The sequence below is a fragment of the Streptomyces sp. GMY02 genome (genome assembly GCF_019056675.1).
In the GTDB taxonomy this organism is placed as follows: Bacteria; Actinomycetota; Actinomycetes; order Streptomycetales; family Streptomycetaceae; genus Streptomyces; species Streptomyces odonnellii.
In genome coordinates this window covers 2,640,481-2,654,184 of sequence record NZ_CP077658.1, presented here as the reverse complement: position 1 = coordinate 2,654,184, position 13,704 = coordinate 2,640,481, and the positions used below count along the sequence as shown (strand labels likewise).

Genomic DNA, 13,704 nt, shown 5'->3' with positions numbered 1-13,704 from the left:
CGGCTGGAGGACCACTCCTCATGAAAGCCAGAGCACAACTCTCCTTACGCTCCCTGGTCACGGGACTGGCCGTCGTCGCACTGGCCGCGGCGAGCGCCCTCACCGTCAACACCGCCGTCCCCGCGCAGGCCGCCCCGGCGCGGGCCGCCGCCTGCAACGGGTACGTCGGGCTCACCTTCGACGACGGCCCGTCCGGCACCACATCGAGCCTGCTCAACGCGCTCAGGCAGAACGGGCTGCGGGCCACGATGTTCAACCAGGGCCAGTACGCGGCCGCCAACCCGTCCCAGGTCCGGGCCCAGGTCGACGCCGGCATGTGGGTCGCCAACCACAGCTACACGCACCCGCATCTGACCCAGCAGAGCCAGGCGCAGATCGACTCGGAGATCTCGCGTACCCAGCAGGCCATCGCGGGCGCGGGCGGCGGCACACCGAAGCTGTTCCGGCCGCCGTACGGTGAGACCAACGCGACGGTGAGGTCGGTCGCGGCCAAGTACGGACTCACCGAGATCATCTGGGACGTCGACTCGCAGGACTGGAACAACGCCAGCACCGACGCGATCGTCCAGGCCGCCGGCCGGCTCACCAACGGCCAGATCATCCTCATGCACGACTGGCCCGCCAACACGGTCGCGGCGATCCCGCGGATCGCCCAGGGGCTGGCGGCGCGCGGCCTGTGCGCCGGAATGATCTCCCCGCAGACCGGCCGCGCCGTGGCCCCCGACGGCGGTGGCGGCGGCGGTGGCGGTGGCGGTGGCAGTTGTACCGCGACGTTGTCGGCCGGTCAGCAGTGGAGTGACCGGTACAACCTCAATGTCGCGGTCAGTGGTTCCAGCACGTGGACGGTGACGATGAACGTGCCGTCGCCGGCCAGGATCCTGTCGACCTGGAACATCACCGCCGGCTACCCCAACTCCCAGACGCTCACCGCCAAACCCAACGGCAGTGGCAACAACTGGGGTGTCACCATCCAGCACAACGGCAACCAGACCTGGCCGACCGTCTCCTGCACCACAACGTGACTCCCGAGCGCACCTGTGGCGCGGCGGCCGTGAGCCGCCGCGCCACCCGGCCGCCGACCGGGGCCCGCTGGGCTCACGTCTGGCCGTTCTTGACGATCAGAGCGCGCAGGCCGTGCTGGAGGTATTCGCCGTAGGACATCGGCTGGTTCGCCGACTGGTTCGCCGGATTCGCGGAGTCGCCCTCCGGGGTGAAGGGGACGACAGTGCTGTTGTGGCCGGCATTGAGGAAGAAGGGGAGCGACAGGCGCTCCACGTTGACGAATTTCACCCGGTGATTCGGGGCCGGGAAATAGTCGTTGGTGACGTGGCTCATATACGTACCGCAGTTCACCAGGAAGTTGTCCTCGGACGTCGGCAGGTCCTGCCAGCCGTCGACCGTTTCGACCTGGAGGTTCTGGACCTGGGTCTGGTACAGAACGGTGATCATCGAAACGTCCAGATGATCCTCGAAGCTCAGCTTCGTACCGTCCGGGCCCGTCTTGACCGGCGGGTAGTCCTCCAGATGGGGATAGCGGATCAGGGATACGGACGAGAGCGTGTCGGCTTCGGCCAGAGCGGGGTCGAAGAAGTGCTCGGATTTGCCCAGGGCCAGGGCGAAACCGCGCATGATGACCGTGGAGAGCCGGAGCATGTCCCGGTAGTACGACTCGCAGAACGGGCGGAATCCAGGATGCCTGTCCTCGTCCGGCCAGAGGTTCACCTCGTGCATCGGCGTTCCGGACTTGATCATCGGGTGATCGTCGCTGAACGACGGATTCAGATAGCAGTAGGACTCGACGGCCTTCTTCCCCTTGACCGCCATGTAATAGCCGTTGCGGATGTGCGAGTTGTTCTTGTTGTAGGCGTGGATGGCCAGGTCGTACTTCTCCTGGTCGGTCATGGTCCGGTGGAACTCGTTGACCACGTCCTGGAGCAGCTTGACATCGACCCCGTGGTTCGACGCGTAGAAGAAGCCGGACCCGCGGCAGGCCTTGTTGATCTCCTGTCCGACGCGTGTCTTCTCGTCCGAGTCGTCGCCGAACAGCGGTGAGATGTCGATGGTCGGAACGTATGCCGACGGCATCAGAATGGGCATGGAAGAATCCTCCAGGGACTCGGCCTTCAGGGACTCGGCCTATTCAGCCGGAATCTGTTCAAAGGCATCGGACAGCGCCGCGGAGACGCGTTCACACATGCCCCTGACCAGGCGCTCGTTTCGTACCCATGAATGATGGGTCTCGCCGGGCAGCGGGTGGATCTCGATCGAATCGGCCGGCAGAAGAGTGTCCAGGCTGTTGTACGGTGACCGCTGGTAGAACGCGAACAGCCGGCGCTGGTGTTCGTCGCGGACGATGTCGTTCGGCTCGACCGCCTTGAACATCACCAGGTTTCCGATACGGACCCCGAGCCGCTTCAGATCCGCTTCGCTCGGCGCGTAGTGGTAATTGATCGGATCGAGAATGTCCTCGACATCGGGCAGTCCGATCCGGGCCGACGCCTGCGGCACATTGAAGTACGGGTCGACGAGGAACAGGTTGTCGATCTTCTCGTCCGCGCGGGCCAGTTGCAGCGAAACCTCCAGGGCGAGAACCCCTCCGAAGCTCCAGCCGAAGAAGCTGTACGGGCCGGACGGCTGGAGGCGCCGGATGTGCTCGGTATAGAACCGGGCCAGGGCCTCGAACGACTCCATCGGGGAGTGCAGATGCACATTGTTGAACAGCACCAGCCGGTACCCGGGCAGCCGTTGCGCGATATTGCTCAGATAACTCTCGGCACCGCCCTCGCCGGGCGGGAAGACGAAGAGGGTGCGCTCCGCGCTTTCCTCGTTGACGAGGATGTACGGCTCGAAGGCCTCATCCTCGTGCGCCGTCTGCGGGGCCGCCTGCGCATGGCCCGTGCCGTTGCTCGTCCCGTTGCCTGTTCCGCCGCTCGTTACCGTCGACGTGTGGGCGACCAATCGCTCCAGCCACGACTTGAGTTCGCCGGCGAACCGTCGGGTGGTGGCCCGGTCCAGCCGGCTGTCGACCACCGTGATCAGCCGGCCGCCCGCGCATCTCATGGTCACGTCGACACTGAACTGATCGGCGCCCTGGTTGCGTCCGGAGACATTGCTGCCCGACATCGCCGAGTCGAGCCGCCAGCCGGCCAGTTGGTCCGGCGCCTGTGGTACTTCGTCGGATATCAGCCCGAGATAGTTGAAGCTGACCGGCGGAAGGGGCGCGTGCTCACTGCCGTACCGGCCGAAGAGCGCACCGTAACCGATGCCGTTGTGCGGTACCCGTCGGCGGGCCTCCTTCGTCGCGAGGATGCCGCGCCCGAGGTCCTGGGGGTCCACTTCGACGGCCAGCGGATGCATGGTCGTGAACCATCCGACCGTGTCCCGGACATCGGGGGCTCCGTCGAAGAGCTCGCGGCCGTGGCCCTCGACCGTGATGTGGTTCGTGGCCAGACCCGTGACCGACCGCAGCGCGTGTCCGGTCGCCGTCAGCAGCAGGTCGTTCATGGTGGTGTCGTACGCCCGGTGGGCCTCGGTGAGCAGGGCCCGGGTGTCCGACGGGCTCAGCGCGAACTCCTCGCGGTGTGCCGCCGCGCCGTTCGCCTCCGGTGACGGTGCCAGTACGCTCGGCGCCGCGGAGGCCATGCCCTCGTTGATCTCCGTCCAGAGCCGCCGCTCGTCGTCACCGGGGACATAGCGGCCCAGAGCCCGGGCCCACTGCCGGTAGCTGGCTGTCTTCTCCTCCAACTCCCCGTCGTGGTACAGGATTTCCAGGTCCTGGGTGAGGATGTGCCAGCTCGCGGTGTCGACGATCAGATGATGCAGGGCGAACCAGACGCGGGAGGTGCCGTCGTCGAACCCGTGGAGATACGCGGCACAGGCGACCGGTCCGCGCTCCAGGTCGAAACCGCTCTGCCACTGAGCGAGCCGCCGGCTGATGTCCGCGTCGCGCAGGCCGCGTACGTCGAGTTCGTGCAGTACGACATCCGGGCGGCCGTCACCGTACGCCTGGCTGATCTCCGTAACGTCACGGCTGGACCCGTCACCGTTCGACGCGTGATCGCTGGACCCGAGACCGCTGGGCCCGACACCGTTCGACCCGGCGCCACCGGATCCGGCAGCGTCGAACCCGGTGTAGCGGAGGCTGAACGCGTCATGGTGGGCGACCAGCCTCGTCAGCGCCCGGCGCAGCCTCGTCATCTCCAGCGGTGGTGTGGTGATGGCGAAGTTGTGGTTCCACCAGCCGCGGTCCGCGAGCGGTTTCGCGAAGAACCACTCCTGAATGGGAAGCAGCGGGCAGTCACCGGACAGGCGGCCCTGCTCGGGCTGCTCGGATTCCACCCGTTCGTCCCGCTCGCCGCCCCGCGTACCGCGCCCGCTCTCCGGCCCGGACAGTACGTGGTCGGCCAGCCGCCGGACGGTGGGGAAGTCGAAGATGTCCTTCACACTGATTTTGCGGCCGACCTCCCGCCGCACCTGGCTCGCCAGACGCAGGGCGCTGAGGCTGTCACCGCCCGACCGGAAGAAGTCGTCGTCGATGCCCACCGTGCCACCCGGCAGCCCCGCGCTCCAGAGCTGGCACAGCCGGGCCTCGGTACGGCTGCGCGGCGCGGTGTAGCCCGCGCGTTCCGCGGACAGGACCGCCTTCGGCAGCGCCTTGGTGTCGAGCTTCCCGTTGATGGTCATCGGCAGCGGCCGGTCGAGCCGTACCAGCAGCGAGGGCACCATGCCGGGCATCAGCTTCGCGCGCAGGGCGGCGAAGATCTGGTCCTCCTCGACGGCCGGGTCGACGGCCGGGTCCACCGCCCCGCCGACGCCCGTCTCCGCCACGTAGTAGCCGACCAGCCGCTTGCCGCCGCTGTCCGGGGCGTGTCCGTCGGCCGTGGCGACGACGGCACACTCCCGTACGTTCGGACAGGCGGCCAGCACCGCTTCGACCTCGCCGGGTTCGACACGGATGCCATGGATCTTGACCTGCGCGTCATTGCGTCCCACGTACCGGAACTCGCCGTCCCTCGTCCGCCGCACGAGGTCACCGGTCCTGTAGATGACCGGGTACCGGCCGGCGCGGCGCTCGGCCTCGGTCCGGAACGGGTTCGGCAGGAACCGCTCGCGTGTGAGGTCCGGCCGGTTCAGATACCCGTCCGTGACACACTCACCGGCCATGTACAGCTCGCCGACCGCCCCCGTGGGAAGCAGGTTCAACGAGTCGCCGAGGACATACAGCCGGGTGTTCCCGAGCGGCTGCCCGAAGGTGTTCCGGTAGGGCTCACCGGGTTCGAAGCGCCGGCCGGTGTTGTAGACGGCCGTCTCCGTGGTGCCGAAGGCGTTGACGATCGGTCCGGCGTACTCGCTCCGGATCTTCCGGAAGTGGCGCTCGTGGAACGCCTCACCGGCGACGAGCACACACCGCAGACGCGGCAGCCGCGTGAGGTCGAACTGCTGGATCTGTGTCGGCGTACCGCTCAGATACGTGAGCCCCGCACGGTTGGCGTAGTCGTAGAAGCCGTCGTCGTGGGCGGGGGAGGGCGGCGGAACGATCAGGGTGTGGCCGCTGAGCACCGAGAGCGCCAACTGCTCGACGGAGAAGTCGAAGACGTAGTTGGCCAGGAACAGGACACCTTGGCGCGATGAGCCCGGAGTGCCGAAGTAGCGCTCGGCCACCTGCTCGCGGAAGCTGTCCACCGCGCGGTGCGGTACGAGTACGGCCTTGGGCCGGCCGGTGGTGCCGGAGGTGTAGATGGCGTAGGCGAGGTCGGTGCTCGTCACGGCCGTGACGGGGTTCTCCGCCGACCGGTGGCCCATGGGCAGCTCGTCCAGATCGACCACCGGCAGTTCCGCCGCAATGGGCAGTCGGCGGAGCCGCCCGGTGTGGGCGTGGTCGGTCAGTACGAGACGGGCCCGGGTGTCTTCGAGCATGAAGGCGATCCGGTCGTCCGGATATCCGGGGTCGATCGGTACGTAGGCGACGCCGGCCTTCCACACCGCCAGAATCGCCGCGATCATCAGCTCGCTCTTGTCCAGCACCAGGCCCACCAGGTCGTTCGGCCGCAGTTCCGCGATGGTCCGCAGATGGTGCGCCAACCGGTTGGCCCGCTCGTTCAGCTCACGGTATGTCAGCTTCGTCTTGCCGTGGACGACCGCGATTTCGTCCGGCCAGGCCTCGGCCATCTCCTCGAACACTCCGTGCAGTGTCCGGGACGTACCGGTCGCGGCGGCCGGTACGACGACGCCGCCGGGCTCCGCCGCGTCGGCCAGCAGTGCAGCCCGGCCCGCTTCGTCGAGGCAGGTGACGTCCGCCAGCGTGGCCCGGCCCGCGGAGCCCGAGAGCCGGGCGAACTCCCGCAGGACATGCTGGAACGTGGAGATGAAGCCGTCGGCGCTCGCATCGTCGAAGAGGGACGCGGCGAAGGTCAGATTGCCCGCCAGGCCGCCCGAGTTCTCGGTGAGCGTGGCCGACAGATCGAACTTGGTGGCCGTCCAGCCGCCGCCGTCCGGCCTGTAGTCGACCAGCGCCTTCCGCCCGTCGGACGCCGAAGCAGCCGCGTCGGCACCGGGGTCGCGGTCCGTGACGTTCTGAAGGGTGAAGTTGATCTGGAGGACCGGGTGACGGCTCGGATCCCTCTCCGGGTCCAGCTCCTTCACGAGCTGCTCGAACGGCAGCTCGCCGTGCACCTGCGCCGCCACCACATCCGCACCGACCGCGCGCAGGTACTCCGCGAGCGTGGCGTCCGCGTCGACCCGGACACGCAGGGCCAGCAGATTCGCGAAGAAGCCGATCGTACGGTCGAACTCCGGGCGCCCGCGGTTGGCGGACGGGGTTCCGACGACGAAGTCGTCCTGGCCGGTGTACATGCGCAGCATCAGGCACCAGGCGCCCAGCAGCACGCTGTACAGGCTCACTCTCGACGACTGGGCCAGCGCCCTCAGCACCTCGGTGGTCCGCTCGTCGAGGCCGAACTCGATCTCCCGGCCGCGGTAGTCGAACCGCGCCGGGCGCGGGTTGTCCAGCGGCAGCCTGACCGTCTCGAACCCGGCCAGCCTGTCCGTCCAGAACCCGGTCAGCTCCGACAGCCGTCGCCCGGTCAGATACTCCCGCTGCCACACGGCGAAGTCCGCGTACGTACCGTGCCCCGCCCCCAGCTCCGCCTCGGGCACACCGCGCAGCAGGGCCGCCAGCTCGCCGCGGAAGGTGTTCCACGACCAGCCGTCGAAGCATGTGTGGTGGAGGACAATGCTCAGATACACACTGCCGTGGTCCGTGCCCAGCGCGAACAGGTCTGCCTGGAGCGGCAGTTCCTCGTGCAGCCGGAACACATGTCCGGAACGCTCCACGAGCTTCTCGTCCAGCTCGGGGACGCTCCCGACCGTGTGCACGGGCACATCGAACAGGGCGGACGCGTCGTCCTGGGACAGCGTGCGCTGCCGCCGGACACCGGCACCGTCCATGGTGAGCAGGGTGCGCAGCGCGGGATGGCGGCGTACCAGTGTGTGCAGCGCGCGCGTGACCGTGTCCCGCGTTACGTGCCCGTCGTCCGGCGCCGTCGCGATCCGGAGGACGAACGGGATGTTGTACGCGGCGGTGCCGCCCTCGAATTCGTCGATGAACAGCAGGCGTTCCTGCGCCAGCGACGCCGGAGGGTTCTCCACCCCGGCCACCCCGGCCAAGCCCGCCAGGCCCGCCGCGCCTCCGCCGCCCGCCGGCTCGCCCCGCCCCTCCTCCACGAGCGCGGCCATCTCCCGGATATGTGCCGCCTGCGCCCCGAGGGTGGTGTGCTGGAGTACGGTCGTGACGCCCAGGCCACGGCCGAAACCGGTCGTGATGGCCTGCGCGAGCACCATCGCGCGCAGACTGTCGCCACCGAGCGCGAAGAAGTCGTCGTGCACACCGACCCGGTCGGGCGCGACACCGAGCACCGTGGACCAGATGCCGCACAGCTTGGCCTCGACATCGTTCGAGGGCGCGACGTACTCCCCGCCCTCGTCCGGCCCGAAGTCCGTCTCCGGGAGCCGCCGTGTGTCCAGCTTTCCGCTGGGTGTCACCGGGATGTCCGTGATGCGCAGGAGGCGGGAGGGCACCACGGCCTCGGGCAGCTTCCGGCGCATCCACTGCTTCAGATCCGTCTCGTCCAGTTCGCGGTCGCAGACGTAGAAGCCGACGAGATACTTCTGCGCGCCCGCGAGCCCCGCGCCGCCGGGCCCCGCCGCCCGGTGCTCACGGGCGATCACCAGGGACCGGGTCACACCGGGGTACGACGAGAGGGCCGCCTCGACCTCGCCGAGTTCGACACGCTGTCCGCGGATCTTGACCTGGTGGTCGGTGCGGCCCAGGCACTCCAGCTCGCCGTTGGGCAGCCAACGGGCCAGGTCGCCCGTCCGGTAGATACGCGCGTTCTGCCCGGACGCCTTCTCCTCCGGGGTCTGGAACGGGTTGTCCAGGAAACGCTCCGCCGTCAGCTCGTCACGGTTGAGATATCCGCGTGTGACACCGACACCGCCGATGTACAGCTCGCCCATGCCTCCGACCGGCACGCGCCGCATCGACTTGTCGAGCACGTAACACATGGTGTTGGCCACCGGATGGCCGATGCTCTTGGTCGCACGGCGCTCGCCGGGCGCGTACAGCCGCTTGTGGCTCGTGATCGAGATCTCCGTCGGGCCGTACCCGTTGATGATGGTGCCCTGGAACATCCCGCGGATCTTGTTGAAGACCGGCTCGGTGAAGTCCTCGCCGATCGCGTCGATACGGGTCAGGGATGTCGTCGTCGAGTAGTCGTACAGCGAGAGGACCGAGGGCGTGCCGGAGAGATAGGTGACGTTCTCGTCGTTGATGTACTTGTACAGACGCTCGGCGTCCGTACGCATCGAGTCGTCGAGCACCACCAGCTTCTGCCCGTTGAGCAGGGCATCGGTCATCTGCTCGACGAAGTGGTCGAACACATAGTTGGAGAACGACAGGAGGGCCTCGTCGCCCGCGCTCTTGCCGAGCGAGAACAGCTTCACCATGGACGTCTGGAGGTTGACGACCCCGCGGTGCTCCACGAGTACGGCTTTGGGCCTGCCCGTGGTGCCGGAGGTGTAGATGGCGTAGGCGAGGTCCGTGCTGGACACGGCCGTGACCGGGTTGTCCGTCGACCGGTAGCCCATCGGCAGCTGATCCAGCTCCACCACGGGCAGCTCCGCCGCGCCGGGCAGGCCGCGGACCCGTTCGGCGTGGGCGTGGTTGGTGATCACCAGACGGGACCGGGTGTCTTCGAGCATGAAGGCGACGCGGTCGTCCGGATAGCCCGGGTCGATCGGTACGTACGCCGCCCCGGTCTTCCACACCGCCAGGATCGCGGTGATCATCAGCTCGCTCTTGTCCACCATCAGGCCGACGAGGTCGTTCGGCCGCAGATCCTCGACGGTCCGCAGATAGTGCGCCAACTGATTGGCCCGCTCGTTGAGCTGACGGTACGTCAGCCGTGTCTCGCGGTAGACCACGGCGATCTCGTCCGGCCAGGCCGCGGCCATCTCCTCGAACACCCCGTGCAGGGTCTTGCCGTCCGGGAACCCGGTCTCCGTACGGTTCCACGCGTCGAAGCGCTCGATCATCGGCGGCGAGACGAATTCGAGGGTGCCGACCGGCCGCGCGATGTCCTCCGCCACCTGGCCGAACAGTGTGCCGGTCACATCGAGCAGCGTGCCGATGGCGTCGTCGTCGAACAGCTCACCCGCGTACCACAGCGTGACCGTCAGCTCGTCGCCCTCCTCGCGCGCCACGACGGCCAGCGGATAGTCGACCTTGTCGGCGTCGTACGCCTTCTCGAAGCGCAGCAGTTCCTCGTGCTCCCGCTCCTCGTCCTCGTCCAGGAGCCGCGGATAGTTCTCCAGCACGAGCAGCGTGTCGAACAGCCGGCGCTTCATGCCGCCGGTCTCCAGCCGGCCCAGCTCCACGGTGCTCTTGCCGGTCATGGTGTTCACCGCGGCCTGGATCTCGCCGATGGCCTCGCCGACGCTCTTCGCCGCCTGGTCGTCGTGGTCGACGATCACGGGCAGTGTGTTGATGAACAGGCCCACCGAGTTCTCGATGCCGTCGATATGGGGGTTGCGGCCGGACACGATCGTCCCCACCACCGTGGTGTTCCCGCCGCCGACGGCGTACAGCACCTTGTGCCAGACGAACTGGAGCACCGAGTGCAGGGTGACCCGGTGGGCGGCGCACACCGCCTTGAGCGCGGCCGTCCGCTCCGCGCCGAGGCGCAGCTTCTTCGTACGGTGCTCCCGTACGTGGTCGTAGTCGCTCAGCGCGACCTGGTACCGGAGGTCCTCCTTGACCAGCCCGGCGAAGTCACCGCGCTCGTCGATGCGTTCGACCTGCCGCGTCCAGTACTCGACGTCGTCGTTCCGGTGTGCCTCCCAGTGCCGCTGCGCCGCCAGGTACGCGCTGTCGACGGCCGGTTCGGCGTCGGTGCCCCGGAGCAGACGCAGGTACGTACGGTGCACGTCGTCGTGGAGTACGGGCAGGCTCCACCCGTCCAGGATGATGTGGTGGCAACTGAAGATCAGCGAGAACAGGTCCTCGCGCTGCTTGATCAGATAGACCCGGAAGAGCCGGCCCGCGCCCGGATCGTACGGCTCGGTCCGGTCCCGCTCCTGCAACTCCTTGATACGGGCGTCCCGTTCAGCGGAGTCCGCCACATCGCTCAGGTCGGTGAAGCGCCACTCGAAGGGCTTGTCGTCGTTGTCGACGATCTGGAGCGGCTCCTCGCCCCACTCGAAACGCAGCCTCAGCGCGGGGTACTTACGCCGCGCGTGCTGCCAGGCGTCCCGCATCAGATCGGGGCGGATACCGCAGTGGTAGCGGTGCACCGACTGCATGACATAGGCGTCGTCGCCGTTCCTGCGCTTGAGGGCGTGGTAGAGCAGACCCTGTTGCAGACCGTTCGCGAGAAGCCCGACGGACTCGCCCTCGGCCGGCACACCCTCGCCGTCGGCCCGCTCCACGGCGGCCGACAGCTCCGGACCGGGCGCGTGCCCCGGCTCCTCGCGCCGCAGGTCCAGGTGGCGGGCCAGCTCGCCCAGCGTTCTGAGGGTGAACACGTCCTCCACGCCGACGAAGACACCCAGCCGCCGCCTCACGCGCGCGATCAGCAGGATGCACGAAATGGACTGGCCACCGAGCCGGAAGAAGTCGTCGCCGTCCCCGATCCGTGCCGCCGGCACCCCGAGCACCGTGCTCCAGATCTCGCGCAGCTCGTCGACGACCCCCGAGCGCGCGCCGCCATCGGCCGGGGCACCGCCGGGGGTGGGCGCGGGCGTCCCGTCCCGGTGGGCACCGCCCGGGCGGGCGAGCTCCACCTCCGGCAGCGCCCGCCAGTCCACCTTGCCGTTGACATTGACCGGGATGGTGTCGAGGCGGACCATACGGGCCGGGACCATGATCCGTATCAGCCGCTGTTCGAGGAACGCCAGCAGCTCGTCCTCGGTCACCTGCGCCGAGCGCTCGGTCACGAAGTACCCGACCAGGTGGCGGTCGCCCGTACCACCCGCGCCTTCGCGGGCCACGACGGTGCACTTGCGCACCCCCGGGAACTCCGTCGCCTGCGCCTCGATCTCGCCCGGCTCCACCCGGACGCCGTTCAGCTTGAGCTGGAAGTCGCTGCGCCCCATGAACTCCACTTCGCCGGACGGCAGTACGCGCGCCAGGTCCCCGGTCCGGTAGATACGGGCGTTCACACCGCGTGCCTTGTCCCGCTCCGACTGGAACGGGTTCGCCATGAACCGTTCCGCGGTCAGATCGTCACGGTTGAGATAGCCCGGGGCGACCCCGTGCCCGCCGATGTACAGCTCGCCGATGGCGCCGATCGGCAACTGCTTCAGATTCTGGCTCAGTACGTACCACTTCACATTCCGTACCGGCCGCCCGATGCTGCGGTCCTTGCGCTCCGTCACGCCCGGGGCGAACTCCTTGACGGCGGTGACGAAGGCCGCCTCGGTGAAGGCGTACTCATTGATGACTCGACCGGAGAACTTCTCACGGAGCTGGCGCAGCCCGGCCGCCGTCAGCTCCTCGCCGACCAGCAGCAGCCTCTTGAGGCTCGTACAGCGGCGCAGGTCGAAGTGCTGGACCACCGATCCCGTGGCATTGAGATAGGTGACGCCGTGGCGCTTGATGTACGCGGGGAACAGATCGGGGTCGAGCCTGACCTCCTCGGGGACGATCACCAGCGTCTGCGAGTTGATGAGCGCGATCAGGGTCTGCCGCAGGTGGGGTTCGAAGACGTACGAGGCGAAGAGCGCGACCCGCTCCTCGCCGGGCGAGCGCATGCTGTACCGCTCGGACAGATCCGTGATGCTGTTCACGACACTGTCGTGGTACTTGGGGACGCCCTTCGGCACGCCCGTGGTGCCGGAGGTGTACGTGAGGTACGCGAGGTCCCGGCTGCCCAGGGAGAGCCGTGGTCTCTCCCGCAGCGCGCTCCCGCCGGCGTCCTGCTCCGCCAGCACGGTCTCGATCTCGATGACGCGGACGCCGGAGTGGTCCGGACCGAGCGTTTCGAGCGTGTCCCGCAGCCGTGCCGCGTGGTGGCGGTTGGTGACGATGCCGGACAGGCCGGTGTCACGGACGACAAACCGCACCCGGTCCGCCGGGTAGGCCGGATCGATCGGTACGTACGCCGCGCCGGACTTCCAGATGCCGAGGGTGGCGAAGACACCCAGATCGCTCTTGTCGAGGTAGAGCCCGATCAGTTCCTGCGGGCGCACGCCCATCCCGGGGCCGAGCAGCCAGTGCGCGAACTGGTTGGACCGCTCGTCGACCTCGCGGTAGGTCAGTGAGGTGTCGCCGAAGACGACGGCCTCGCGGTCGGGCGACCGCAGGACGGCGTCCTCGAACAGCTCGTTGAGCCGCTTCCCCTCCGGGAAGTCACCGTCGGTGGCGTTCCATTGGCGCAGCTGCTCCCGCTGCTCCTCAGACGCCAGTTCGATGCCGGCGACGGGGTGCGCGGGCCGGCCGACGAACTGGCCGAGCACCTCCCGTACGACATCGAGCACACCGGCGACCGTCCGGTCCTCGAACAGGTCCTCCGCGTAGGCCATCGTCCATCGCAGGCAGCCCTCGGCCTCGATGTCCCGGACGATCATGGCGAGCGGGGCGGACGGCAGGTCGGCCAGGGCCGGATCGCGGTCGGTGAGTACGAGCAGGGCGTCGAAGAGGCCGCGCTCCAGCAGCTCGGCCGGGCTCCCGTACGCGTCCTTGTGCCGCAGTGCCTCGTCCAGTTCCCGTACGGCCGCGGCGCAGGTGAGCCGGGCCTGTTCGGTGTGGTCGACGACGACCGGGAGAACGGCGGCCTGCCGCGGGTCGTCCGTACCGGTGGCGTCGACGAAGGCCGCGACGGTCCGGTTCCCGTGGCCGTACGCGCGCATGACGCTGTGCAGCGCGGCGAGCGCGAACGCGCCCACGGACATGGCCTCGTCGTCCCGGACCGCGGCCTTCAGCGCGGCGTAGTCCTGGCCGCCGATCAGCAGATCCTGGTGCTTCGTCGTACGGACACCAGGATCGTCGTCCCGTACCGCGATCTTGTTGCGCCACTCGTCCTTGAGCAGCATTTCCAGATCGCAGCGCTCGCTCGACACCTCTTCGATGCGGGCAGTCCAGTCGGCTGCGGTCCTCGGGTACCGTGCTGACATCATTCGTGGGCTCTCCGTCGTACGGGATGCGGACGA

The 13,704-nt window shown here is 68.3% G+C and carries 3 protein-coding genes; 1 reads left to right on the top strand and 2 read right to left on the bottom strand.

Translation table 11 applies throughout. The features are described from left to right. Nucleotides 1-20: 20 nt before the first annotated feature. Nucleotides 21-1,022 (top strand): polysaccharide deacetylase family protein, encoded by a 1,002-nt coding sequence (locus KQY30_RS10950; protein ID WP_217306671.1) that lies wholly within the window; start codon nt 21-23, stop codon nt 1,020-1,022. Nucleotides 1,023-1,095: 73 nt separating this feature from the next. On the opposite strand, the gene KQY30_RS10945 is transcribed toward KQY30_RS10950, so the two are convergent. Together KQY30_RS10945 and KQY30_RS10940 are read right to left on the bottom strand one after the other, a co-directional pair. Then, on the bottom strand, nt 1,096-2,097 hold the full coding sequence (locus KQY30_RS10945; RefSeq protein WP_254407066.1) for a 2OG-Fe(II) oxygenase family protein: 1,002 nt from the start codon (nt 2,095-2,097) through the stop codon (nt 1,096-1,098). A gap of 39 nt (nt 2,098-2,136) precedes the next feature. Further along, nucleotides 2,137-13,671 (bottom strand): non-ribosomal peptide synthetase, encoded by an 11,535-nt coding sequence (locus tag KQY30_RS10940; protein ID WP_217306670.1) that lies wholly within the window; start codon nt 13,669-13,671, stop codon nt 2,137-2,139. Nucleotides 13,672-13,704 lie beyond the last annotated feature (33 nt).